This is a genomic window from Corynebacterium sp. MSK122 (assembly GCF_030229435.2).
Lineage (GTDB): Bacteria > Actinomycetota > Actinomycetes > Mycobacteriales > Mycobacteriaceae > Corynebacterium > Corynebacterium marquesiae.
Window position 1 is genome coordinate 56,492 of the sequence record NZ_JASPHV020000010.1, and the last position, 21,940, is coordinate 78,431.

26 protein-coding genes and 2 tRNA genes are annotated in these 21,940 nt (G+C 60.0%); 12 read left to right on the top strand and 16 right to left on the bottom strand.

Translation table 11 applies throughout. The features are described from left to right. Window positions 1-4: 4 nt before the first annotated feature. The 4 genes from QP934_RS05980 to QP934_RS05995 all read right to left on the bottom strand — a co-directional run bounded on the left by QP934_RS05980 (window position 5) and on the right by QP934_RS05995 (window position 4,772). Complete coding sequence (locus QP934_RS05980; protein WP_419127063.1) at window positions 5-1,981, bottom strand: galactan 5-O-arabinofuranosyltransferase; 1,977 nt, start codon at window positions 1,979-1,981, stop codon at window positions 5-7. Between the two features lie 177 nt (window positions 1,982-2,158). Continuing rightward, window positions 2,159-2,917, bottom strand: coding sequence for a decaprenylphospho-beta-D-erythro-pentofuranosid-2-ulose 2-reductase (locus QP934_RS05985; RefSeq protein ID WP_337888342.1), 759 nt, complete (start codon window positions 2,915-2,917; stop codon window positions 2,159-2,161). Between the two features lie 37 nt (window positions 2,918-2,954). After that, complete coding sequence (locus tag QP934_RS05990) at window positions 2,955-4,370, bottom strand: FAD-binding oxidoreductase (RefSeq protein WP_049377071.1); 1,416 nt, start codon at window positions 4,368-4,370, stop codon at window positions 2,955-2,957. A gap of 126 nt (window positions 4,371-4,496) precedes the next feature. Further along, on the bottom strand, window positions 4,497-4,772 hold the full coding sequence (locus tag QP934_RS05995) for a hypothetical protein (RefSeq protein WP_299139673.1): 276 nt from the start codon (window positions 4,770-4,772) through the stop codon (window positions 4,497-4,499). A 34-nt stretch (window positions 4,773-4,806) separates the two neighbouring features. Here QP934_RS05995 and QP934_RS06000 point away from each other — a divergent pair, with 34 nt between their 5' ends. The 4 genes from QP934_RS06000 to QP934_RS06015 are packed head-to-tail and all read left to right on the top strand — an operon-like array spanning window position 4,807 to window position 7,136. Further along, window positions 4,807-5,271 (top strand): hypothetical protein, encoded by a 465-nt coding sequence (locus QP934_RS06000; RefSeq protein ID WP_419127064.1) that lies wholly within the window; start codon window positions 4,807-4,809, stop codon window positions 5,269-5,271. A 9-nt stretch (window positions 5,272-5,280) separates the two neighbouring features. Further along, window positions 5,281-6,189, top strand: coding sequence for a hypothetical protein (locus QP934_RS06005; RefSeq protein ID WP_419127065.1), 909 nt, complete (start codon window positions 5,281-5,283; stop codon window positions 6,187-6,189). Window positions 6,190-6,200: 11 nt separating this feature from the next. After that, on the top strand, window positions 6,201-6,641 hold the full coding sequence (locus tag QP934_RS06010; RefSeq protein WP_005323207.1) for a GtrA family protein: 441 nt from the start codon (window positions 6,201-6,203) through the stop codon (window positions 6,639-6,641). Beyond that, window positions 6,642-7,136, top strand: a complete 495-nt coding sequence (locus QP934_RS06015) for a GtrA family protein (protein ID WP_419127066.1) — start codon at window positions 6,642-6,644, stop codon at window positions 7,134-7,136. On the opposite strand, the gene QP934_RS06020 is transcribed toward QP934_RS06015, so the two are convergent. Continuing rightward, window positions 7,133-8,056 carry a glycosyltransferase gene (locus QP934_RS06020; RefSeq protein WP_419127067.1) on the bottom strand — a complete coding sequence of 308 codons (924 nt, stop codon included), beginning with the start codon at window positions 8,054-8,056 and terminating at the stop codon, window positions 7,133-7,135. The two genes, QP934_RS06015 and QP934_RS06020, sit on opposite strands and share 4 nt — an antisense overlap. A 94-nt stretch (window positions 8,057-8,150) precedes the next feature. Between QP934_RS06020 and QP934_RS06025 the strand changes: the two genes are divergently transcribed. Continuing rightward, window positions 8,151-8,819 carry a GNAT family protein gene (locus QP934_RS06025; protein ID WP_340419399.1) on the top strand — a complete coding sequence of 223 codons (669 nt, stop codon included), beginning with the start codon at window positions 8,151-8,153 and terminating at the stop codon, window positions 8,817-8,819. On the opposite strand, the gene QP934_RS06030 is transcribed toward QP934_RS06025, so the two are convergent. Further along, the gene (locus QP934_RS06030) at window positions 8,816-9,619 is read right to left on the bottom strand and encodes an ABC transporter ATP-binding protein (RefSeq protein WP_005323203.1); all 804 of its coding nucleotides are present in this window, start codon (window positions 9,617-9,619) and stop codon (window positions 8,816-8,818) included. The two genes, QP934_RS06025 and QP934_RS06030, sit on opposite strands and share 4 nt — an antisense overlap. Window positions 9,620-9,665: 46 nt before the next feature. Beyond that, window positions 9,666-10,517, bottom strand: coding sequence for an ABC transporter permease (locus tag QP934_RS06035; RefSeq protein WP_419127080.1), 852 nt, complete (start codon window positions 10,515-10,517; stop codon window positions 9,666-9,668). A gap of 213 nt (window positions 10,518-10,730) precedes the next feature. On the opposite strand from QP934_RS06035, the gene QP934_RS06040 reads away from it, so the two are divergent. Further along, on the top strand, window positions 10,731-11,987 hold the full coding sequence (locus tag QP934_RS06040; protein WP_419127068.1) for an aminotransferase class V-fold PLP-dependent enzyme: 1,257 nt from the start codon (window positions 10,731-10,733) through the stop codon (window positions 11,985-11,987). On the opposite strand, the gene QP934_RS06045 is transcribed toward QP934_RS06040, so the two are convergent. Then, window positions 11,984-12,940, bottom strand: a complete 957-nt coding sequence (locus QP934_RS06045; RefSeq protein WP_419127081.1) for an NAD(P)H-quinone oxidoreductase — start codon at window positions 12,938-12,940, stop codon at window positions 11,984-11,986. The genes QP934_RS06040 and QP934_RS06045 overlap by 4 nt on opposite strands. 177 nt (window positions 12,941-13,117) lie before the next feature. On the opposite strand from QP934_RS06045, the gene QP934_RS06050 reads away from it, so the two are divergent. Continuing rightward, window positions 13,118-13,201, top strand: a tRNA-Ser gene (locus tag QP934_RS06050). A gap of 258 nt (window positions 13,202-13,459) precedes the next feature. Then, complete coding sequence (locus QP934_RS06055; protein ID WP_049358922.1) at window positions 13,460-14,542, top strand: type I restriction enzyme HsdR N-terminal domain-containing protein; 1,083 nt, start codon at window positions 13,460-13,462, stop codon at window positions 14,540-14,542. Window positions 14,543-14,700: 158 nt separating this feature from the next. On the opposite strand, the gene QP934_RS06060 is transcribed toward QP934_RS06055, so the two are convergent. From QP934_RS06060 to QP934_RS06075, 4 genes are read right to left on the bottom strand one after another with little or no spacing between them, the layout of a single operon-like run. Beyond that, window positions 14,701-15,699 (bottom strand): ThiF family adenylyltransferase, encoded by a 999-nt coding sequence (locus QP934_RS06060; RefSeq protein ID WP_419127069.1) that lies wholly within the window; start codon window positions 15,697-15,699, stop codon window positions 14,701-14,703. Then, entirely contained in the window at window positions 15,696-16,157 is a 462-nt protein-coding gene (locus QP934_RS06065; protein ID WP_340419403.1) for a molybdenum cofactor biosynthesis protein MoaE, read from the bottom strand. Before QP934_RS06065 ends, QP934_RS06060 begins: the two co-directional genes overlap by 4 nt. Continuing rightward, complete coding sequence (locus tag QP934_RS06070) at window positions 16,147-16,626, bottom strand: MogA/MoaB family molybdenum cofactor biosynthesis protein (RefSeq protein ID WP_419127070.1); 480 nt, start codon at window positions 16,624-16,626, stop codon at window positions 16,147-16,149. Before QP934_RS06070 ends, QP934_RS06065 begins: the two co-directional genes overlap by 11 nt. Next, the gene (locus tag QP934_RS06075) at window positions 16,623-17,759 is read right to left on the bottom strand and encodes a molybdopterin molybdotransferase MoeA (protein WP_419127071.1); all 1,137 of its coding nucleotides are present in this window, start codon (window positions 17,757-17,759) and stop codon (window positions 16,623-16,625) included. The genes QP934_RS06070 and QP934_RS06075 overlap by 4 nt, the downstream gene beginning before the upstream one ends. A gap of 59 nt (window positions 17,760-17,818) precedes the next feature. Here QP934_RS06075 and QP934_RS06080 point away from each other — a divergent pair, with 59 nt between their 5' ends. After that, window positions 17,819-18,079 (top strand): MoaD/ThiS family protein, encoded by a 261-nt coding sequence (locus QP934_RS06080; protein WP_269953802.1) that lies wholly within the window; start codon window positions 17,819-17,821, stop codon window positions 18,077-18,079. Here the strand turns inward: QP934_RS06080 and QP934_RS06085 are convergent. Together QP934_RS06085 and hisC are read right to left on the bottom strand one after the other, a co-directional pair. Beyond that, window positions 18,076-18,468, bottom strand: a complete 393-nt coding sequence (locus QP934_RS06085) for a phage holin family protein (protein WP_239282684.1) — start codon at window positions 18,466-18,468, stop codon at window positions 18,076-18,078. The genes QP934_RS06080 and QP934_RS06085 overlap by 4 nt on opposite strands. Continuing rightward, window positions 18,469-19,521, bottom strand: coding sequence for a histidinol-phosphate transaminase (gene hisC / locus QP934_RS06090; protein WP_419127072.1), 1,053 nt, complete (start codon window positions 19,519-19,521; stop codon window positions 18,469-18,471). A gap of 108 nt (window positions 19,522-19,629) precedes the next feature. Between hisC and QP934_RS06095 the strand changes: the two genes are divergently transcribed. Then, a tRNA-Ser gene (locus QP934_RS06095) sits at window positions 19,630-19,718 on the top strand. A 223-nt stretch (window positions 19,719-19,941) separates the two neighbouring features. Here QP934_RS06095 and QP934_RS06100 read toward each other — a convergent pair. After that, window positions 19,942-20,325 (bottom strand): NUDIX hydrolase, encoded by a 384-nt coding sequence (locus tag QP934_RS06100; protein ID WP_419127073.1) that lies wholly within the window; start codon window positions 20,323-20,325, stop codon window positions 19,942-19,944. Between the two features lie 27 nt (window positions 20,326-20,352). Next, window positions 20,353-21,114, bottom strand: a complete 762-nt coding sequence (locus QP934_RS06105) for a hypothetical protein (protein WP_419127074.1) — start codon at window positions 21,112-21,114, stop codon at window positions 20,353-20,355. Between the two features lie 116 nt (window positions 21,115-21,230). Here QP934_RS06105 and QP934_RS06110 point away from each other — a divergent pair, with 116 nt between their 5' ends. After that, complete coding sequence (locus QP934_RS06110; RefSeq protein ID WP_299139625.1) at window positions 21,231-21,593, top strand: YidH family protein; 363 nt, start codon at window positions 21,231-21,233, stop codon at window positions 21,591-21,593. Next, entirely contained in the window at window positions 21,586-21,894 is a 309-nt protein-coding gene (locus QP934_RS06115; protein ID WP_308572474.1) for a DUF202 domain-containing protein, read from the top strand. Before QP934_RS06110 ends, QP934_RS06115 begins: the two co-directional genes overlap by 8 nt. Window positions 21,895-21,940: the final 46 nt, after the last annotated feature.

Sequence of the window (21,940 nt, forward strand, 5' to 3'; positions counted from 1 at the left end):
GAACTTACTTGGTGCGAACGGCTGTTACAAAGGGGCCGGTTTGCTGTAGCTCCCAGCCCTTGTCAAAGACATCGGCGTTGAAGAAGACCGCGCGGTAGCGAATATTCGGCTGGTTGGGATAGATATCTTCTGCCAGGTGGAACTTGAAACCATCGTCCTTATTTTCCAGGTCGCCGCGGAACATCATGACATCCGGACCGCGCCAGGGAGCAGAATCCAAGGCCTTGCGGAACTCCTCCGGCTGCATATCCCAGGAATCATTGGCCCAAGTTTCAATCTGCTCGTTGCGGGTGCTGAACTCGCCCAAGGGATTGGCGTAGTGGCTGGTAAAGGCGTTAAAGCCCCAGTAGGGGTAATAAGACATGAAGGTCTTTTCATCCGTGAGCACCACCGTCTCATCCGGCGTATAGCCCTGGTCCTGAATGAAGTTGTGAATATCCAGGTAGTAGTGGGCGGAATCGCTGGTGAAACGGTCCGCGCGTTCGCCATAGCCATCGGTATCGCTATAGGCGTGATCGATGGCGTCCTCGTTGGCCTCTGGAATCTGCTGCGCATAGAAGACGCCGGCCAAGGCTAAGACGATGCCAAAGACCGCGGTGATCTGCTTATTGGTGGTGCGGGAAAAACGCGCCGGGTAGAGGCGGTGCACGCCGAGTAGACGAATCTCTGCCAAGGCCAGGATGCCGGCGGTGGCAAAGAGGAGCACCACGATGACCTCGAGGCGGAAGCTGAGCAGCGTGGTGCCGGCCAGGGTTGCCACCATAGACGCCACGGTCCACATGTAGGTGCCAAGGAGGGAGATGCCCAGCGCGCGTACCTCCACGTCATTGAGGCGGATGACGATGTAAATGAGCCCCATGAGGCAGAGGAAACCCACAATGCTCAAGGACAAGAAAGGCACTGGAATTTGCGTGCCTTCCTCCGGCAGGTAGTGCTGCGCGGTGGTTTGCAGCGGCACCGGCGAGTGCATGACTGACCATACGTAGGGTCCCCAGGCGATGAGTGCGATGGCAATGGAGCCTACCGCCATGATCGCCAGGCGCAGGATGGGGCGCCACGTATGCTCATAGAGCGCGGTAATCAGCGCGATGAGGCTGACTACGGTAAGTGCGGCCGCAGCGGTGAAAAGGGTATAGAACGTAGCGGAAATGCCCAGGTAGAGCGTTACTCCCAGGGTGGCCAGCCAGGAGCCGCGGAAGGCCCGGGCGCTAAGTACCGCAACGGCGGGCAGGCCCATGGCAATGACCGCGGAATAGGGTTCCTCGGCCGCGATGGTGAGCGTAATCGCGGTGGTCACCAGGGCGATGGCGGTGGCGACCGGCAGGGAACTGGTCAGGCGCTGCCAGATGGGCACCAAAATACAGCCGGCCACGGCAATGGAGATGAGCGCCCAGGGCTGGTAGACCTCCCAGCCCGGAATTCCCATGAGCGCACCCAAGCGGCCGCCCAACCAGAACCAGCCAATCGGATAGAAGGACGGCATGTCCTGGTAGTTCATGTCCGCATAGCCCATCTCATCCACCGAACGGGTGAGGAACTGGGTGCGGAAGGCCTGGTCCACCTGCACGCCATCGAGCCACAAACGGGAGGCGGACAGCGGCAGGCCCACGGCGGCCAGGGTCAACAGGGCCGGGGAGAGGTAGGTGACCGCGTAGGTCAGCCAGGCCCGCCAGCGCGGCCGGGTAAAGGAATCCTTGTAGTGGTCATAGAGCCACCACACGCACAGCCCGCCGGTCAGGGCCAGCGTGAGCACCACCCCCACCGTGGTCAACGCACGGGTGACCATGGAGGTATTAAAGGACGGCAGCGAGACCGTCTTGAAGGCAAACCAGCCCAGCAGCGTTACCACGCCACCGGCCAGGGCGGCCAGCACAATACCCAGCAAGGTCGCGCGAGGGGTCAGCGCATCGGCGCGGTAGGCCTCGGTGCGGTTATCCTCGCTCACGGGCGTTGACTGGGCGGGTACAGCGGTGCTTGTCATGCCCATTAGTTTCGCATACCCAAGCCCCACAGCCCAGATTTGGCGCGGGCAGGACAGCACTTGCTTGGTGGCATCCCCCTGATACACCACAGCCCCCGTCACCTCCCTCGCCGCCGGCGTGCGGCGAGAGAGGTGACGGGGGCGGGGCGGCTACGCCTACGCGGAAAGCCGCGGCGTTTAGAACGGCAGCTTGCGGAAGATGGCCTGCGGGATGAACTTGAATGCCAAAGATACGTACTCAAAAAGTGGGTGTACAAAGATGGACTGCTTGCCATCGAGCACGGCCTTGACGGTGGCCTCGGCAACGTCGGAGACGTTGACGGTCAGTGGGGCGTCGCCGGCCTCGGCGGACATCTTGGTGCGCACCTGGCCCGGGCGGACGACCAGCACGTTGGCGCCGGTGCCGCGCAGGGCCTCGCCCAGGTTGATGTAGAAGCCGTCCACGCCGGCCTTGGAGGCGCCGTAGACAAAATTGGAACGGCGCACGCGCATGCCTGCCACGGAGGACATAGCGATGATGGTGCCGTGGCCCTGGTGCTTGAACTTCTCGCCCAAGAGCACGCCTACGGACACCGGTGCGGTGTAGTTGGTCTGTGCGGAGGCGACGGCTTTGGCGTGGTTCTGCCACAGCTCTTCCTGGTCGCCCAGGGTGCCGAAGGCAACGATGGCTACGTCGACGTCGCCGCTTTCCCAGGCCTTATTAATAACGTCCGGGTGGGAGTCGAAGTCGGTGGCATCGAAGTCCAAGACCTCTACGTCAGCGCCGCGGGATTCCAGGTCAGCCTTGGCCTGGGCGATGCGCGGGGATTCCGGGCGGGCGGCCAGGGTGACCTTGGCCGGGCCGCGCTGCAGGAACTCGGAGACGACGCCGAGGCCGATCTCAGAGGTGCCGCCCAGAAGCAGGATGTGTTGTGCTTGGCCTACTGCATTAAGCATGGTCAGTAAATCTCCTTAAAGGTGTTATTTCCAGTGATTAGTGCAGCTCGAGGCGGCGGGACATATCGGAGGCAAAGACGCCGGTCGGGTCGATCTCGTTGCGGGTCTTCAGCCAGCCTTCCATGCCCGGGTACATCTTGTGGAAGTTCTCCGCGGAGGTACGGGATTCCTTGGCCAGGTAGAGGCGGCCGCCGAATTCCATCACGCGGCGGTCCAGGTCATCCAGGAACTTGCCCAGGCCCGGACGGATGGGGAAGTCCACGCAGACGTTCCAGCCCGGCATCGGGTAGGACAGCGGCGCGCGGTTGCCTTCACCGAAGAGCTTGAACACATTGAGCGCGGAGTAATGGCCGGAGCGTTGCATATCGCGGATGATCTCCTTGAACGGCTCCACGGCCTCGGTCGGTACTACGAACTGGTACTGCAGGAAGCCCTTGGAACCGTAGCCGCGGTTCCACTCGCCAATGAGATCCAGCGGCTGGTAGAACTGCGTCAGGTTCTTGACCTGGTTCTTCGCCGGTGCACCCATGGTGTAGTACGCCAAGCCCACGGCGGAGAGGGAGAGCTTATTCATGGTCCAGGACGGGAAGATATCCGGCACCGTCATAAGCTGCGGCGCATTGAACTTTAGTGGGTCCTTGGCCAGCTTCGGGGCGAGCTCTTCCAGCTGTGCCAGGGTGGCCAGCGAGCCGCGGGAAATGGTGGAGCGGCCCAGCTTTGGTTCTGGTGAGATGACATCGAACCAGGCGGAAGAATAGGTGTAGTTGTGCTCGGAGCCATCGGAGTGGAAGGCGATGGTCTCATCCAAGTTATCGGTGCGGTCCGTATCCGCGATGAAGTAAGCGGTTTCCGTCTTGGTCATGCGGATGGTGGCGCGCAGAATGATGCCGGTCAGGCCCATGCCGCCAACGGTGGCCCAGAAGAGGTCGCCGCTCGGGTCATCCTCGGAGCCCTCCGGGGTCAGGTGCAGCACGCGGCCATCGGCCACGAGCAGCTCCATGGAGACCACGTGGTCACCAAAGGAGCCGGCGGAGTGGTGGTTCTTACCGTGAATATCTGGGCCGATTGCGCCACCGATGGTGACCTGGCGGGTACCCGGCAGAACCGGAACCCACAGGCCATAAGGCAGGGCAGCCTTCATCAGCTGGTCTAGGGTGACACCACCATCGACGTCCACCAAAGCGGACTCCGGGTCGATGGAGTGGATCTTATTGAGCTTTTGCATGTCGATGACCAAGCCGCCGCCGTTTTGGGCGGGGTCACCGTAGGAGCGGCCCATACCGCGGGCGATGACGCCGCGGCGCAGGTGGGCGGGCTTATCCGAGTTATCTTCTGCAACCTGAGCCACGGCCTTTTTGATCACGTCCACGTCTTCGGTGGAGAGCACGTGGGCGGTCGTCGGGGCGGTGCGGCCCCAGCCGTGCAGGGACTTTTCAGTAGTATGTAATTCCATCTCTTACTCTTTGCTCGACGGATGTATGTCGGTTCTCTAGCCTACCTAGCTCACACAAGGGCAGGCGGAGTGACGCGAGTGATATTCGGAACAAAACGGACGCTTGTACTGTCCGAATGTGCCCGTTTACAGATCCATGAGCGCGCGGATCTCCTCCGGCAGTTCCTCTTGGGATTCAATAATCGGGCCGTCATACTCCCGCAAAAGTTCATAGACGCGAGCCCGTGAGGAGGAATCCAGCATGGGCAATTCCTCTGCCATCAGGCGAGTCATGAAAGGGCTCAACGGCACATCGGTGTGTTCCGTGGCCTCGAAGTGGCCGTTGCGCTTATCGTCCTCTGCACGCACATCCTGAGCCGCCTGCTGCGCCGGCGTCATATGCTCTGTCTTATCCGAGTACATGCGCATTAGCTTACCGCCGCTTAAAGTAGTCGCTATGACCAACAACCGTGAGACGCACGATCAGCGCCAAGACAACTACGCCCTCGATGACACTCTGGCTGGCCGTATCACCCAGGCCGCCGCCGTGGGAATTGCGACCTCTTATCCGGATTGGATTAAATCCAAAGGCGGTTTGGTTACTGCCTATACCTTGTCTTTCTTTGGTTTTGGCACCCTGGTGGCCTATACCAACGCGCACGCTGAGCAGGACGGCGATGAGCCGCGCTCGCCGCAGGATAGTGACGATCAAGGCCTCAAGCCCTGGGCTATTTTTGCCGCAGTGGTGCTGCTGCTCATCCTGGGCGGGTGGATGAACGTTGCCCTTTCCCGCCGGATGGTGAAGTTCCTGCGCAAGCGCGGTGCCAAGCGGCCGTGGACCCTCTTGGGCGCCATTGGGGCGGCACTGACGTTCCTCATTAGTGAGCTGGAAGCGCGCGATATTGCAAAACTAGCTTCCTAAAACTTGCGTATGGTGGGGCTCATGAATGCAGGGGTCACCGATATCGCACAGGCGCGGGCCAAACGCGCCGATAGCGTGGTATCCCTCAAGCGCGAGCCCCTCACCATCATCTGCCAAGCCGCGAATATTCGCGCCGATGGCGAGGTGCACCGCCAGATTGGTTTTAGCGATGCTCTGACCTTTACCGAGCTACACCGCGTTCTGCGTATCTGCTTTGGCCTGCCGGAGGAGGAATCTCCCTGGCACTTTTATGAACACACTGAAGCCCGTGGCCCGCGCATCGATCCCGAGCGCCAGGTCTCCGAATTCCTGTGGCGCGAAGGCGATCAAGTCGACTTCGCCTGGGGACTGTGGGACTTCGAGCTGGTAGTAGCCGAGATCTATCCCCGCGATAATGGCACTCCAGAGGCGCTGTGCGTGGGCGGCTCCGGATCGCTCTTTCAGCCCTTTGAGCTGACCAGCGTGAACCGTGAATTGACCGGACAGGAAGTTACCGATGAGGTCTTTTCCGCGGTATCGTCCCCCGTGCGCGATTTAATTGAGCGCACGAAACTCTATGACTTCGTCCCGCTGCTGCAAGCGATGGACCTAGGCAGGGAAACCGACCTATCACCGCATGCTTGCCGCGTGCTCGCCAGCTTGCCGCGCGAGGTGACCTATGAAGGCAAAGACGCCTTTTGGTCCATGGCGCTTGCCCTTTCCTGTATGGGCGGCGCGGAGCTGACCGATTCCGTCGTGGAGACCACCATGGATGCGCTCGGCTGGGTCAATGACGATGGCACGGCACTCTCCGGGGCCGACGTGCGGCAGCTTTGCGCGGCGTCGTTACAGCAATTGGCCGAGATCGGCGCTTATGGCACCGAATCCGCCGCGCCGGTGGATCGGTTGGACATGTACCGAGCGCTCTTGCGCGGGTAGGCTACTCACTCGTGACTAATTCCGCTGACGACGCCGTAGAAGTAAAGCCCTCATCCACCTCGCTGCACACCCAGCTGGTGCGTTTTATTTCCGTGGGCGTATTTACCGCCGCCATTGACTATGGTCTTACGCTTTTATTGACCTATCTGGGGCTGCACCGTTCCGCCGCCAAGGCCATCGGTTGGGTTTTTGGCACCATCGCCGCCTACCTGGCCAATGCGCGGTGGACCTTTGGGGCCAAGGTGTCTGGCCGCACAGCCGCGACCGTGGGCATTTTGTACGCCTCTACCTTTGCGGTCCAAAACTTCCTGTACTGGGTGCTCAATGAGCCGCTTATGGCTCTCGGCTTTGAGGGTGCGGTAAAAGACACCATCGCCTTCGTCATCGCCCAAGGCGTGGCCACGGTGACCAACTTTGCCATTCAAAGGGCCTTTATCTTTAAGGAAAAATAGATGGCAGCAGCCTCCTCACAGACGTGGTGCGGCGCGGCTCAGCGGGCTTCGCGCTCGACCAGCCTGCGCGCGCAAAGCGCCAAGTTCGCTGTGACGGGGGCGCTTGCCGCGCTTATCGACGTCTCCTTAACCTGGCTCCTGCAGATCGGCTTCGGCCTGCTTAGCGCCGACCCTGCCCGTGCGGTGGGCTTTATTATCGGTACCTGGGCAGCCTATCTACTCAATCGCCGCTGGGCCTTCCAGGCCGAAGCCACCGCGGTGCGCTTCGCCGGTGTCCTTGCCACCTACGGCGTGACTTTCGTGGTCAATATGGTGGCCTATAAGTTCCTTTTTGAGCTTTTCGCCGTCCACTGGGAGTGGAACTCGACCCTTTCCCTCGTGGTGGCCTTTGCTATCTCGCAGGGCACCGCGACCGTGGTGAACTTTGCGGTGCAACGCTGGATTATTTTTTGGAAGGCGGGGGTCAGGGTCGTCGCCAAGCAGGATCCGTCCTAGCCCTGGTTAGGGCGGCGGAAATCTTCTTGGCGCCCGCGGTTGTGGAGTTTTAGCCATTCGATAAAGCCGGCCGGGTCGTGGCGCTGGACCAAGAAGAACCAGCCAAAGCGGGCAAATTCCTGCGGCAGTAGCTTGCGCATACCACGCTGCCACAGCAGGTAACCGCGATTGCGGTAGGTGAAAAAGCGCTTGAACTCGCCCTCCGGGTACTGCGTGTGCATCTTGCCGCCCAGGATGGGTTTGAACTCATCCGATCCGTCCGGGTGTAGGTAGCTGGTGGTCAGCGCCGTGCCGAAGGAGAGTCCGGAGTTGGCCAGCCGGCGGTGATATTCCACCTCATCGCCGCGGATAAACAGGCGGTAGTCCGGCACGCCAATGATCTCCATGGCCGCGGCGGAAATCAGCGCGCCGTTAAAAAGCGAGGCGATGCCGGGTAGGAAATCGCCTTCCAGTTCCTCCATCCGGCGGCGCCATACCAGCCCCTGGCGCAGGGGGAAGGCGAGGCGGCCGGGATCGTCAATATTGCATACCGCCGGGGAGACCTCATGCAGGCGGTTGGCTTCGGCCACTCGATACAGCTCCGCTAGTACCGTGTGATCGGCGGGGCGGCCATCATCATCAGCGCACCACACGGCATCGGCGCCCAAGGAAAGGGCGGTGAGAAAGCCCAGTGCAAAGCCGCCAGCGCCGCCCAGGTTGGTTTCCGAAGGTACGTAGACGCCCCGGTCACCCGCCATAGATTCGACGAGTTCGCGCACCGCATTTTCCGCGCCATTATCCACCACGACTACCCACTGCACGGGGTGGGTTTGATGGACTACCTGTTCAAGCGAGGCCCGCAGTAGCTCGGCGCGCTGATGGGTAACAATGACGGCGGCGGTGGAACCGGTGGAAGTCAGGGTGGCAGTCATGGGTTCCATCTTGCCACCGGGGTAGGGGACCAGCGCAGAAACACTCCGCGCGGGTGAAGCGAAAAGTAGATATAGAGGTGGCTCTGCGGATACTGTGAGATCTATGGAAGACTTCTGGCCACCTTTTGCGGTGATCATTCGGGCCTGCGATGATACGGGCCGCGGAGTTGACCTGCGTGTCATGCGCGATGAAGACATCGCCCAGGTGGCTCAAGTGTGTGCGGTAGATATCTATGGCGCAACCATTCCAGAACATGCATTTCCCTGGCTTTTTGATGAGAAGACGAATACCCCCGCCGCCATGGCCCAACACCGATGGGAGCACCGGGCGCAGCTGCGTGTCGATAATTGGACCTTGGATTTCATTGCCCGCGACGTAGAAACCCAAGAATTGGTGGGTGTGGTGGACCTATCGGCCGAAAGCTTTGCGGCCGCGCGAGAAGTGCAGACCGCATCATGGGTACTGCACCGCTTCCAAGGCCAAGGCTATGGCACGCTTATCCGCCAAGCGGTGGCCGAGTTTTCCTTCTCACACCTCGATGCGCATTCGCTGCGCACCAGTTGGGTAAAAACCAACCGCGCCTCGGCTCGGGTGAGTGAAAAGATGGGCTACCGCATATATACCGAGAAAAAGGAAGAGCCTGCCGGCCCAGAAAAAATTAACCGGCCGGTGGTCAGCGCGCGCCTTAGCGCCGCGGACTATCACCGGCCGGATGGCTTACAGCTGGAGGTAACCGGTGTAGGGGACCAGCTGCTGCATATGCTCAGCTAGTTGCCGCTGGTGTCCTCATTTTCAAAACGCTCGCGCAGGTCGCGCACATATTCGCCCACCTCAGGGCCTTCGTATTCACCGACGACCTCGGAAACCTCACCCACCGAGCGGATCTCGCCATGGTCGATCCACAAGGCGGTATTGCATAGCTGCGCCAAAAAGTCATTGGAGTGGGAGGCAAAGACCAGGATGCCGGAGCGCTTCACCAGCTCTTGCAGGCGCACACGGGCCTTGGCCATGAAAGCGGCGTCGACGGCGCCGATGCCCTCATCCAACAGCAGGATTTCCGGCTCAATGGATGTCACCACGCCGAGCGCCAAGCGCACGCGCATACCGGTGGAATAGGTGCGCAGCGGCATGGAGAGATAATCGCCGAGTTCAGAAAACTCCGCAATCTCATCCATCTTTTTCTTCATCTGCTTGATGGACTGGCCCAAAAAGAGGCCACGGATAATGATGTTGTCGTAGCCAGAGACCTCTGGGTCCATGCCCACGCCCAAATCAAAGACGGGGGCCACGCGGCCGCGCACATCGGCAGAACCACGGGTGGGCTCGTAAATGCCAGACAAAAGGCGCAGCAGGGTGGACTTGCCGGCGCCGTTATGGCCCACCAAACCCACGCGGTCGCCCTCGCGCAGGTGCAGGTTAATATCCTTTAGCGCCTCCACCACGACGGTGTTCTGGGCATTTTTGCCAATGGCGCCGCCGGCCGAAGAAAGCATGGCCTTCTTTAGCGAGCGGGATTTGGCATCAAAGATGGGAAAGTCCACGCACGCGTTATACGTATCAATCGAGACCATCAGTCTGTATCCTTTCGAGGAATCTCAGGAAGTGCAGGGCGTGGGCTTAAACCCAGTAACTGACGCGGAAGCGCCACTTGCGCATGACCAAGCCGGCGATGAGCAGGCCGAGAACGGTGCAGCCGATGACGATCCACCAGTGGTAGGCGGCCACCGGCTCGCCGATCATGGGCGCACGGACGATTTCCAGGTAGTGGTAGAGCGGGTTGATTTCCGCGATGCGGGCGCGGCCGGCCACCGCACCGCCCTGGTCCTTCAAGGTATTGGTCATCCACACAATGGGGGTGACGTAGAACAGCAGCTGGGTCAGTGCTTCTAGCAGCGGAGCGACGTCACGGAAGCGGGTAGCGATGATGCCAAAGAACATCGTGACCCATACGCCGTTGACCAACAGCAATGCCAAACCAGGGATAAACAGGAAGAACTCCCAGCCTAGGCTGCGCGGGAAGATAAGGATAAGCAGCAACCAGATGATGAGGTTATGGCCCAAAAACAGTGTCTGGCGCCACACTAAGCGGTAAACGTGCACCGACAGCGGGGCGGGGAGCTGTTTAATCAAGCCCTCGTTGTCAATGAAGACGGTGGAGCCTTCCTGGATGCAACCCGAGATGAAGGTCCACATAATAAGGCCCACGGTGACGTGGGGGAGGAACTCCGCGACGGGAATCTGGAAGAGCATGGAATACAACAGGCCCAAGGCAAGGGCCATCACGCCGGTGGCGATGGTGATCCAAAACGGGCCCAGGACAGAGCGGCGGTAGCGCTGCTTAATATCTTGAATGCCCAATTTGAACCACAGCTCGCGCTGCTGTGCACCCTGCGCCAGATCCGCGAAGGCGGCCTTGAGGGTCTCGGACTGGGACGCTGGGGTGGCCTCGCCGTCTGGTTGGGAGGTCATGCGGGCGATATCAGCGCGCAGTTGATTGTTATCTTGCACGCTCAACACCCTAGCGCGCGGGCTGGGCAAACGGGAACTACACGCCGCCAGCCTGCGAAAACAGCGATATACAGCGAAAATCCAGATTTGGGAAACTTGGGGCAAACGCGTATACAGTAGGGAACCGACCGCCACTGTGTGGCGATGCCTAGTGCGATAAAGAAGGGGACCGTAATGCCAGCAGGAGCTTCGGCACACTACGACGTATTCAGTGTGCGCGGTTTATACACCGGGCTATCTGATGGTTGGACCTACCTCAACGCGCACGCGGTGCCCCAAATTTCTGAGCGCGTCGCCTCCGGCGTGGCGCGCTCCTTCCGGATGTCCACTGCGGTGGCCACCCAGGAGGGTCCAGGAGGTGCCCACTCTGCCACGCCCGCGCCGGGCCGTTTGGAAGGCGATGGTAATTACACCGCCGCACGCATGGCTGTAGCGGATCTGACCGGGTCCAAGGCAGACCGCGTGGTGCTTGGCCCGTCCTTGTCCGTGTTGTACCAGTCCTTGGCGCACGCGGCCCGTCCGCTGTTGGGCAGCAATTCCTCGATGGTGCTCTCCAAGCTGGATCCGCCGTCTTTGTACTCGGCATTTTCTGAGGTCAAGGCAGAGACCCGCTGGGCCCAGCCAGACTTGGGCACGGGTGAGCTGCCAGGTTTCCAATTTGCAGAGCTTGTCGACGGCTCCACGCGCCTCGTCGCTTTTTCCGCCGCGCACGAGCTTTTGGGCACGGTTTCCCCAGCGGCTGAGATCATTGACACCGTCCATGAGCGCTCCCGCGCCTGGACGCTTCTCGACGTCTCTGCGATCGCCCCCTATCGCCCCATCAACTTTGATGATCTTGGCGCCGATATCTTGGGTCTCGACCTGGGACTGCTGGGCGGACCGCAGCTAGCAGCTTTGGTCTTCCGCGATACCCGCATGTTCCGCCGCCTCGATGCCCTCGATCCGGTACATACCGGCAAGGGCGCCCGCAAGCTGGAAACACCCATTTCCTCTGGCCTGGCCGGCGGTGTCGGCCCGCTCGTGGACCACCTTGCTGCCCTGGCCGGTGGGGAGAGCGGCTCGCGCCGCAAGCGCTTGCGCACCTCCATGGATGCGCTCAGCGCCTATTTGGAGGAGTTGCGCGCGGACCTGTATTCCTTCTTGAGCACCCTGCCCGCCGTGCATATTCTTGGCGTGACCGGGGAAGCGGCCGCCGGCGCATCCGACGATCGCCTGCCGCGCCTCACCTTCGCGGTAAAGGGTGTTCCGGCCGAGACGGTTTATAAGCGTCTCTTTGATAACGGCCTTGTTACCACGCTTGCCCCGCAGACTCCGTTGCTCACGGAGATGGGCGTGGAAGAAATTGGCGGTGCCGTTACCGTTGCGCTCGGCCCCTTCAACACCTATCACGACGTCGAGCATCTCATCCGCGTTGTAGCCTCACTGGCTTAAACGGTAAGCACCAAGGTGCCGGTGACTTCGCCGCTGTCTAGGGCAGTGTGGGCTTGGGCGGCGTCGGCAAGCGGGTAAGCGGCGTGCAGGGCGTGCTTTACGCGGCCGTCCTCCAACATGGGCCACACATTTTCTACCGTGCCTGCCACAATCTCTGCCTTATCCTCCAGATCGCGGGCGCGCAGCGTCGTGCCCTGGATGGTCAGGCGCTTGGGCAGCATGGCGCCCAAGTTGATTTCCGCCTTGGTGCCGCCCTGCATGCCAATGATGATGAGCTTGCCGTCCTTAGCTAGGCACTTCATATTCTTTTCCAGATATTTCGCGCCGATGATGTCCAGAATGACATTGCAGCTTCCCTTCAACTCTTCTAGGAAGTCGTGCTCCTTATAGTTGATGAGAATATCGGCGCCCAGCTCGCGGCAACGCTCCAACTTCTCCTCAGAACCGGCCGTCACCGCTACCTCTGCGCCGAGCGCCTTGGCTACCTGAATGGCAAAAGTACCAATGCCGCCGCCTCCGCCATGGATGAGGACGCGTTGGCCCTCGTGAAGGCCTGCCTCGATGCCCAGGTTGGACCACACGGTGCACCCGACCTCAACCACCGCTGCAGTTTCTTCAATGCTCAACCCTTTGGGCACGGGAAGCAGCTGGCCCTGCGGAACCGCGACGTATTCGGCGTAGCCACCACCGGAAAGCAGGCAGCCCACCTCGGTGCCTACCTCCCAGTTCGTATCCCCGGCATCGGCGATAGTGCCTGCTGCTTCTAAGCCCAAGATTTCCGATGCCCCCGGTGGTGGCGGATAGGCACCCATCGTCTGCAGGATATCGCCGCGGTTCACGCCAGCTGCCTGCACCTTGACGAGCACTTCTCCCGAGCGCAGCTTAGGGACCTCGACTTCGCGGAGCTCTAAGGACCGGCGATCCTGCGGATCGGTCTGAACGATGGCTTTCATGTGTGTTGTAGTCATGGGCCCAATCTAACGAATCTTGTGTGTTCTGAGCCACTGAATTCGGAGTATTCTACGGTGACATTCAGTGTTGCAGGTGGCTTTTTGGGAAACCGGGCTATCTATTTAGTACACTGACCAAGTTGCTTCGTAGGCACGATGAGTGTTTTCGAAGAACAGCATGGAGACGTGGCAGAGCGGCCGAATGCACCGGTCTTGAAAACCGGCGAGGTAATACCTCCGCGGGTTCAAATCCCGCCGTCTCCGCAATATATGAAGTCGTGTGGCATCGTTTTTCGGTGTCGCGCGACTTTATTTGCTTTCGAGGTTTCATTCTGATGACTTTAGTCTGCGTGTTTTGTAAATTTGGCGCCAAAATAGGGGATAGCGCGCCGTTTGCATTGTGTTTTACTACGGTAAAAGGAGAACAAAGCTGGAATTGTGGAAACTAATCCATTTATGGATTCCCTGCTTACTTAGAGTGATTGTCTATGTCCGTGATTTTTCGTAGAAGGGGACCTAAGAATGAGTATCAATCAAGCAGTGCAGAGCCTCTCGGCGCGAGTTCAAGAGCTGAAGCCCATAATTGAAACTGAAGAGGCAACGAAAACTGCATTCATCATTCCTTTTATCAGCACTGTTCTAGGTTATGACGTCACAGACCCACGCGAAGTAATACCGGAATATACGGCCGACGTAGGAGTGAAAAAGGGTGAGAAAGTCGACTTTGCGATCAAATCGGGAGATGATTTTCGGTTTCTTATTGAGTGCAAGAAAATCGGTGAGCCTCTAAACATAAGTCACGCAAATCAGCTCGTTCGTTACTTTAACGTCACGGATACTGAATTTGCGATTTTGACTAATGGCGAGGTCTATGAGTTTTATGCGCAACTCGATGCTGCCAACCGAATGGATGAGAAGCCATTCATGACTCTAGATTTGAGTAACGTAGATGCACGTATCTTTCCGCATCTTGAAATGTGCACGAAATCAAAATTCGACTTTGAAACAATTGCAGCAAGTGCGGAACAACTGAAATACATTTCGGAAATCCGTAAAGTTTTATCCACGCAATTTAAAGAACCTGATGCGGAATGGGTAAAACTTATAGCAGCTCGCGTAACTACACGGCGAATGACTGCACAGAACCTAGAGACTTTCACCAAGTTGGTGGAAACCGCACAATCGCAATTCTTGAAAGATGAGGCTAATCGAAGGTTGCGTTCTGCTCAGGACTTTGACGATGTCTCCACGGCCGTAGAAAAGTCTCCTGTAGAGGAGAAACAGGTTGAAGAGAATGTTGTGAGTGATGGAGTTGTAACAACTGAAGAAGAGCTTCAAGCATATTCCATTATTAAGGCGATCTGCTGTGCTGACGTTCCGGTAGCGGACATTGCATTGCGCGATGCTAAGAGTTACTGCGCGATTTTATTCCAAGACAACAATCGAAAGCCTATCGCCCGCCTGTATTTTGATCGTCGAGTACCCCGAATCGGCATTTTTGGAGAGGAAAAGAGCGAACAATATTTTGACCTTGAAACAGTTGAAGATATTTATCAACACGCCGATCTTCTGAGAAAGCGCTGCCAGATTTTGAAAGCAGAGTAGTCAGGCTCGACTACTCCAAGTCACAGACTTACGACTTTTGGGCCGACGCTGGCAAAGACAAGCTACGCAATTCTTCCTAAAACATTCGCCTTCTGTTGTTTCTGAGACACTCTCAGTTGAGCGTTAGTTACTCAGAACAACTATCCTCCTGCCGCGGATTAAGTTTGTTCGAGCCAGGAATTGATGCCGCCGCGCAGGGAGACGACGTTGGTGAAGCCGCGCTTGCGAAGGACATCGACGGCTTGTGCGGAACGCATGCCGCTGGCGCAGTAGATAACGGCCGGAGTATCTGGTTCGATGTCGGGAACTTCGCCGGCGAGGATGCGGTCCAGCTCAAAGTGCGTGGAGTTGGGGATCGCGGATTGGGCACGCTCGGGGGAGGTGCGGACGTCGATAAGCGGGGCGTGTGGGGGAATCTCGCGGACCTCGGGGGCGTCAGCAGGCTGGGTTGGTTGCGCGCCGGTGGACTGGAGGGGAATGTATTCCCAGGTACCGGAAAGAGCATCGAAGTAGCCGAGCGTGCCGGTGAGTGGAGTGCCCACGCCGGTGATGAGTTTGAGGGCTTCGAGCGCCATGGCAGAGCCGACAACGCCGACCACCGGGCCTAAGACTCCGGCCTGCGAGCAGGAGGGAACCTCGCCGGGTGCGGGAGCGGTGGGGAAGACGTCTTCGTAGACGGGGCCGTGGCCGGACCAGAAAACGCTGAGCTGGGCATCAAAGCCGAGGATGGAGGCCCATACGTGTGGGATGCCGAGCTCGTGGGCAGCCCAAGAGCTGAGGTAGCGGGCGTCGAAGTTATCGGTGCCGTCGAGGAGGAGATCGCAGCCGCGCAATTGTTTTAGTGCCGTCGCTGATTCGAGGCGGCCGTGACAGGTGATGTCCACCTCTGGATTGAGCGCGCGGACGGCGGCCGCGGCGGAATCCGTCTTCGGCGTGCCGATGGCGGCGGTGGTGTGGATGACTTGGCGGTGCAGGTTGGAGGGGGAGACCACGTCGTCGTCAAAAAGTGAAATGCGGCCCACGCCCGCCCCGGCTAGGTAAAGCAGGGCCGGGGAGCCCAGGCCGCCGGCACCAATGACCGCTACGTGGGCTTCGCTGAGCTTGCGCTGGCCGTCCTCGCCCCAGAGCGCTTCCTGGCGGGCATAGCGGATGCTCATTCCAGGCCCACCCAATTGGTGGAGCCATCGCCGTGGCTTTGTTCCTTCCAAATGGGGACCTCCGCCTTGACGCGATCGGCGCATTCCTCGGCGGCCTGGAAGGCATCGCCGCGGTGCGCGGCGGCCGCTACTACGGCAAAGGCTAGGTCACCGACCTTGAGATCACCTGTACGGTGGGCGGCCCACAGGCGCACTGGGTGGTTGGCCGCGACGGAATCGGTGACCTCTTGCAGCTTCTCTGGCGCGGATGGGTGGGCGCTGTAGGAAAGCAAAGTCACATTGGGCCGGCCGCCGTCGTGATCGCGCACAATCCCTTCAAACGTGACAACCGCACCCATGGCGGCCGTGGCAGTCTCCTCTTTGGCAGCGGCAAGGAGGGATTCTAGGGGTTGATCGCTCAGAAGCGTGCCGATGGTGCAGCCGGTTTGCTCGGCCACATAGGAGGGATCAGTGCTCATGTTTTCCTTCTAACATATCGACGATCGGAACGATTAATTCTTCCAAAACCGCGCAGCCGTCTTTTACCCCGCCGGTAGAACCGGGAAGAGTCATGGCAAAGGTGGAATCATTGACGCCGGCAACGGTGCGAGAAGCCACCGCGGTGGACACGGTTTCCAATCCCTTCTGCCAGAAGGCCACCGCGATGCCGGGAAGCTCGCGGGTGATATGTGGTGCTACGGCTTCTACCGTCTGGTCATCTTGGGTCAGCCCAGTGCCGCCGGAGGTCAGGATGACTGCGGGCTTTTCGGCGAACGCGGCGTCAACAGCTGCGGCAATATCGGCATCGGGGACGATGCGCGCGTCGGGGCAGTCAAAGCCCTTGCGGCGCAAGAAGTCCACCGCGATGGGGCCGGAGCGATCTTCGTAGATGCCCGCGGCGGCGCGGGTAGAGGCGACGATGACGATGGCGGTGCGCTGTGGGCTCATAGTGGGTAGACCTCTACTTCCTCGCCTGCTTCGAGGCGTTGACCGGCAGGGACGCGGATGAGATGGGTGGCGTCTGCCGCTTGGGCGAGCAGGTGGGAGCTGGCGCCACCGAGGATGTGGGCATGGGAATCGACGCGCCCGCGGCGAAATTGGTCCTTGTGCGGGAGACCGTCGATACCCGCGGCCAGGGGGACGCGGAAAGGCTGCGGGGCCCAGCCGAGCGCAGGGGCAACGAAGAGACGGAAACTCACCAACGTGGAAATGGGGTTTCCAGGCAAGCAGATCACTGGGGTGTCGTGAAAAGTGGCGATGCCCTGCGGGCCGCCGGGTTGCTGGTCCACGTGGCCGAACCAGCCATCGAGCACCTGGCGGACTACTTCAAATTTCCCGGCGGAAATTCCGCCTGAGGTAATGATGGCGTCTGGGTGGTGTTGCGCGATGGCTTCCGTGAAAGCGCGCTCTAGGGCCTGTGGGTCATCGTCGGTAGTGATATAGCCCGCGACGTCGATGCCGGCGCGGCCGGCCATTGCCGTTAAGAGTGGCGCATTGGCATCCGGAATGGCGGCGCTGCCGTGGCCGATTTCAGCGCCGCCGGTGCAGATGAGGATGCGGGCGGGGCGGTAGACCTCTACCTCGTCGATTCCTTGGGAAGCGAGGGCGGCCAAGCGCACCGGCGTGAGCTTATCGCCGCGGGCGGCGAGGAGGGCGCCTTCTTCCAGGTCGGAGCCGGTGCGGCGGATGAATTGGCCTGGCGAGGTCTCTGGCACGGTAATGCGCTCACCCGGAGCGAGGAATTCTTGTGGTTCGCAGCGCTCGATGGGCACGATGGCTGCAGTTCCTTCCGGTACCTTGGCGCCGGTCATGATCGGGCAGGCGCTGGAAAGCGGGCTGTCGAGTACCTGGGCGGGCTCAGTGCCGGCCGCGATGGTGGGGCCCACCGGGTAGATCCCGGCCGTGCACTGCGGAAGCGCGTAGCCATCCATCTGGGAGTTATCAAAGCGAGGGGAGGGGAAGCCGGCGTGGATATCCGCAGCCAGAACCATATCCTGCGTCTGGGTGAGGGGCACGGTGGTGGCTTGGCGTGCGGGTAGGGCCGCGGCGACCTCGCGCGCGTGAGTCTCGGGTGTGCGCATGGCGGCTAGTTTACCCGCGGTCTCGACATGGCACGGGCGTGCGGGGCATAGTAGAGGGCATGTTGACCGTTCACTATTTCGCCGCCGCCCGCGCCGCTGCGGGCGTGGCTTCTGAGCAGGTAGAAGCCCCCGCCACCTTGGGTGATCTGGTGGCGCAGCTGGGCAGGGAACATGCCGGAACCACCGAGGCTGGCATGAGCCTGAAAGAAGTATTGGGGCGCTGTAGCTTTCTTATCGACGGCGCCGGGAACACCGCCATGGATTCCCCCCTGGCTGGCGTGACCCGCGTGGACGTGTTGCCGCCATTTGCGGGCGGCTAATCGCGCTGCCGCAGCGGGCTCGTAAAGAAGTTGATGACGCTGCTGACGATGGACAGCACGATGGCGCCGATAATCGCGGCGCCCCAAGAGTCGATGACAAGGTGGCCAATTCCGAGGTCAAGCGTATTGAGCGCCCATTCCACGATGATGAGCGCCGCGCCGTTGATGACGAGGGAGAAAAGTCCGAGCGTCAAGCAGGTCAGCGGTGCGCCAAGGACACGCAACACCGGCATGACCACTGCATTAATGATGATGAAGACGATGGCAATGGCGATGAAGTTTCCGGTTTCGGCCGGGGTGATGGTGATGCCGGGAATGACGGTGACCACCGCCCACAGCGCCACCGCGATGGCAAAGACGTTCAGGGCGAAGTTAATAAGTGATCGCATTTAGCCTCCTATGATTGCGTTCCACGCCTGCAGCAGGGTGTCGGTTTCTTCCTCGGTGGTTACGGTAATGCGTAGGCCTTCGCTAAATGCGCGCACGAGCACGCCGCGTTCGGCCAGGCGAGCGGCTACTTCCTGTGGAGTGCCAAGACTGGCAAGATTCTTAGCCGGCAGCCACACGTGATTCGCCTCGGAATGCGGCACGCCCCACTCCTGCAAGGCTTCTTCTAAGCGCTCGCGCTGGCCGACGACCTCATCGGTGCGCTCCCGCAGCGAATCCTGCGCCGCCAGTGCCGTGCGGGCACCAACCTGCGCCACGGTGCTGGCGGAGAAGGGGATGGCCACCTTATTGAGGGCCTCGATAATATTTTCCGGGCCGAAGGCATAACCGATGCGCACGCCGGCCAGCCCATAGGCCTTAGAGAAGGTGCGCAGGCACACCAGGTTGGGATAGGTGCCCACTAGCTCCGTGCCCAGCGGGGTGTTGGTGGCGCGGTTGTATTCGATATAGGCCTCGTCGAGGGCTACGAGGACATCGGCAGGCACGGCATCCATGAAGGCGGCGAACTCCTCCTTGGTCACTGTGGTGCCGGAAGGGTTATTGGGGTTGCACACGAAGATAAGCCGGGTCTTGTCCGTAATCTTGTCCGCTATGGCCGGCAGATCCACGCGCTGGTCTGTGCGGAGCGGAACCGGGATGGGGTGGGCTCCCACCACCTGGGCGAAGATGGGGTAGGCCTCGAAGGAGCGCCACGGGAAGAGGACTTCTTCACCAGGGGTAGCGGCAATTTCCACCAACTGTTGGCACAATGCGGACGAGCCGGTGCCCACCGCCACCTGCGCCCCATCTACTCCCAGGTGAGCGGCGAGGTCCTCGCGCAGCGCGGTGGCCGCAATATCCGGGTAACGGTTAGCCTTCGTCACGGCTTCCGCCATGGCCGCGGCTGCCTCTGGCAGGGGCGGGTGCGCGGCCTCATTGGAGGAAAGCTTGAGTGCGTCATCATTGTGCGCACCAGCGACGTAGGCAGGGATGGCTTTCAGGTCGGGGCGAATCATGGATACCACTTTAGGGCCTGCGCCTTTGCTGCGGGAGCGAAAGCAGGGGGCTAGTTTGGCAGCGGCGAGGCAGGAAGGTATTCTCAAACGAGGTTCCTTGCGAACCGTGGAGATGTGCCAGAGCGGCCGAATGGGGCTCCCTGCTAAGGAGTTGACCCTTCTGGGGTCCGGAGGTTCGAATCCTCTCATCTCCGCCATCTAATCCCGAGCGTGCGCGCTCGGGATTTTTTAATTCGCGCTTTCTATTCTCGTCGGCTCTATGCAGCGGAGAAACCTGCTATTTGTGCTGGTACTTGGCGCAGCGGCGGAAAAGTGGCGGCACGGAGGACAGTCCTTTCATCGCTCAATTCTGATGAAAATAACTCTAGGTTGCCCCCTTAGGAGCCGCAATAGGAAATTCCTAAGGGGCCAAGCAGGGCCTTAGGATTCCAGGACAGGAAAGACCTCGTCGCGCAGCAGGTGGGCGAACTCCCGCTTTGGGTTGGTGGGGTCTACCCATGCGACTTCGGCAATCTCGGCAGCCGCTCGGGCAAGGACGGGGCGTGGATAAGTAAAGATATGCCCGCGAACGGTTTCACCGGGTTCATTGGCGGCCGGTGCGTCGAAGATGCCGAGCGGGGAAAGCTCTGGGAGGCGGACGTCAACGCCGATTTCTTCTGCAACCTCGCGGGCTGCGGCCTGTGCGGGGGTTTCGCCCGCCTCAAGCTTGCCGCCGGGCAGTTGGAACTTGGTGGAAGAATCTTTGCGCACGGTGAGGACATGGCCAAAGGAATTACGGAAAACTACGGCGGCAACTTCAATCATGGCCCGACTATAACTCGCTGCGGCGGGTTAATTCAGAATGCCGGGTGCCCACTCACGCTCCACTTGGGCAAGCGCTGCTTCTATCTGCTGCTCATTCAAGCCGATATCGGGAGTGCCGGCGGATACGGGGTCACCGGCGAGCACGGTCAGTAGCGCCCAGCCATTATTAATGGTGGGGCTCACACGCAGATCAGCCGGGCGTTTCGCAAAGATGGTGCCATCTGACCTCATCGCTTCAGGCGGATAGTCGAGAACCCTCGTTGTTGCTAGTTCGGGCAGGATCTCGGTGGAACCATCAGGAAAGAACACCATGATGCGCGCCTGGTGCAAGTAATGGTGGTCATCGCCAATAGGATTATTTTCTTCCTTGGTGCCACAGTGGTAGAAGTTTCCCACCAGTACGGGATGAAATTCGAGCCAATTATTGGCCCACGCTTTGCGGAGTAGAGTGCGCTCATTGTGGGTCGAGGCCAGCCAGCGACCGGGCTTGGAAATGCCGAATGCAATGATAGGCAGGCTGATGAGCCAAGCGATGCGGAAATCGAGTCCCGTAAGAGCAAAAGGGAAGAGCCCGAGAATTACGATGGAACCCATATGGAAGAGCTGTAAGAGGAAGTCGAATCTCGTATGGTTCTTGGTGGGGCAAGGGCCGTTGCTCACAATGGCCGCGCGCAAGCCGGTGGTATCGGGGCGCGGATTTGGGGTGCTGACGCGCTTGATGTTCTCTTTGCTGAAAAACTCGTCCTCGTTCGCGGAGGATGGCACGTAGTTGCATAAGCGCAGGTTCATGGGGGCGGGCGCTCCTTTGCTTAGAGGGCTGGCCAGTGCCTATGAGGCTACGGGAAGGCGAAGCGTTGCGTGGGCTTGTCGCGACGTAGGAGATAAATGAATATAAAGTGGTGCCCATGAGTGACTCGAGGTTTCCCCGCTCGGTGTTTGCAGTTGGCACCGACCCTGATCCGCGTTTCACGCTCGCTAATGAGCGCACGTTCCTGGCGTGGATTCGCACTTCCCTAGCGTTGATTGCTGGCGGAGTAGCACTTGAGGCCTTTGATGTTCCCCTTCCAAGCTCCCTGCGTGCTGCGGTGTCGGTCTTCATGCTGATAGTCGCCATAATCTTGCCCGTGGTGGCGTGGGGGCATTGGAAGCAATCAGAGCGCGCGATGCGAGAGAATCGATCGCTTCCGTTTAGTTTCGGCCTTCCGGTCCTTGTTGCTGTGATCGTAGTGGTGGCCGGTGCGCTTTTGGTAGGCGAGTTCCTTGTCTAACCGGCCCTTTGATCCCGGCCTGCAACCAGAGCGTACGCGCCTGTCGTGGCAGCGCACCCTTTTGGCCCTTTCCTTAGTGTTGCTAGGTGTGATGCGGACGGTGAGTGTGCGCGTCTTCTTGCCGCTCGTCCTCCTTGCCGCCGGGGTGCTGGCGCTGGTCTTGGCGGTGTGGCAACGTGCCTCGCTTGTTGACGTCGCCCTTTCTTCCCAGACTCCCCTCCCGCATGCAATCATTTTGGCCAGTACTGCCGGTCTGGTTTCTTTGCTAGCAGCCTTCGCCCTGTGGGGTCTATTCCTGTAGTCGTTCCGATGTCATCATCGAGGTGGCTTCTGGGCGTCCTCATGCG

What these genes read in the sequence shown, in the direction of transcription:
- QP934_RS06065 (WP_340419403.1), bottom strand. Translation starts at nt 16,157, where the DNA reads ATGAGCACTGATCCCTCCTATGTGGCCGAGCAAACCGGCTGCACCATC.
- QP934_RS06005 (WP_419127065.1), top strand. Translation starts at nt 5,281, where the DNA reads ATGGTGGGGCTCATGAATGCAGGGGTCACCGATATCGCACAGGCGCGG.
- QP934_RS06045 (WP_419127081.1), bottom strand. Translation starts at nt 12,940, where the DNA reads ATGAAAGCCATCGTTCAGACCGATCCGCAGGATCGCCGGTCCTTAGAG.
- QP934_RS06085 (WP_239282684.1), bottom strand. Translation starts at nt 18,468, where the DNA reads ATGCGATCACTTATTAACTTCGCCCTGAACGTCTTTGCCATCGCGGTG.
- QP934_RS06100 (WP_419127073.1), bottom strand. Translation starts at nt 20,325, where the DNA reads ATGATTGAAGTTGCCGCCGTAGTTTTCCGTAATTCCTTTGGCCATGTC.
- QP934_RS06000 (WP_419127064.1), top strand. Translation starts at nt 4,807, where the DNA reads ATGACCAACAACCGTGAGACGCACGATCAGCGCCAAGACAACTACGCC.
- QP934_RS05985 (WP_337888342.1), bottom strand. Translation starts at nt 2,917, where the DNA reads ATGCTTAATGCAGTAGGCCAAGCACAACACATCCTGCTTCTGGGCGGC.
- QP934_RS06055 (WP_049358922.1), top strand. Translation starts at nt 13,460, where the DNA reads ATGAGTATCAATCAAGCAGTGCAGAGCCTCTCGGCGCGAGTTCAAGAG.
- QP934_RS06060 (WP_419127069.1), bottom strand. Translation starts at nt 15,699, where the DNA reads ATGAGCATCCGCTATGCCCGCCAGGAAGCGCTCTGGGGCGAGGACGGC.
- QP934_RS06015 (WP_419127066.1), top strand. Translation starts at nt 6,642, where the DNA reads ATGGCAGCAGCCTCCTCACAGACGTGGTGCGGCGCGGCTCAGCGGGCT.
- QP934_RS06040 (WP_419127068.1), top strand. Translation starts at nt 10,731, where the DNA reads ATGCCAGCAGGAGCTTCGGCACACTACGACGTATTCAGTGTGCGCGGT.
- QP934_RS06025 (WP_340419399.1), top strand. Translation starts at nt 8,151, where the DNA reads ATGGAAGACTTCTGGCCACCTTTTGCGGTGATCATTCGGGCCTGCGAT.
- QP934_RS05980 (WP_419127063.1), bottom strand. Translation starts at nt 1,981, where the DNA reads ATGACAAGCACCGCTGTACCCGCCCAGTCAACGCCCGTGAGCGAGGAT.
- QP934_RS06070 (WP_419127070.1), bottom strand. Translation starts at nt 16,626, where the DNA reads ATGAGCCCACAGCGCACCGCCATCGTCATCGTCGCCTCTACCCGCGCC.
- QP934_RS06080 (WP_269953802.1), top strand. Translation starts at nt 17,819, where the DNA reads ATGTTGACCGTTCACTATTTCGCCGCCGCCCGCGCCGCTGCGGGCGTG.
- hisC (WP_419127072.1), bottom strand. Translation starts at nt 19,521, where the DNA reads ATGATTCGCCCCGACCTGAAAGCCATCCCTGCCTACGTCGCTGGTGCG.
- QP934_RS06030 (WP_005323203.1), bottom strand. Translation starts at nt 9,619, where the DNA reads ATGGTCTCGATTGATACGTATAACGCGTGCGTGGACTTTCCCATCTTT.
- QP934_RS06020 (WP_419127067.1), bottom strand. Translation starts at nt 8,056, where the DNA reads ATGGAACCCATGACTGCCACCCTGACTTCCACCGGTTCCACCGCCGCC.
- QP934_RS06105 (WP_419127074.1), bottom strand. Translation starts at nt 21,114, where the DNA reads ATGAACCTGCGCTTATGCAACTACGTGCCATCCTCCGCGAACGAGGAC.
- QP934_RS06035 (WP_419127080.1), bottom strand. Translation starts at nt 10,517, where the DNA reads ATGACCTCCCAACCAGACGGCGAGGCCACCCCAGCGTCCCAGTCCGAG.
- QP934_RS06110 (WP_299139625.1), top strand. Translation starts at nt 21,231, where the DNA reads ATGAGTGACTCGAGGTTTCCCCGCTCGGTGTTTGCAGTTGGCACCGAC.
- QP934_RS05990 (WP_049377071.1), bottom strand. Translation starts at nt 4,370, where the DNA reads ATGGAATTACATACTACTGAAAAGTCCCTGCACGGCTGGGGCCGCACC.
- QP934_RS05995 (WP_299139673.1), bottom strand. Translation starts at nt 4,772, where the DNA reads ATGTACTCGGATAAGACAGAGCATATGACGCCGGCGCAGCAGGCGGCT.
- QP934_RS06075 (WP_419127071.1), bottom strand. Translation starts at nt 17,759, where the DNA reads ATGCGCACACCCGAGACTCACGCGCGCGAGGTCGCCGCGGCCCTACCC.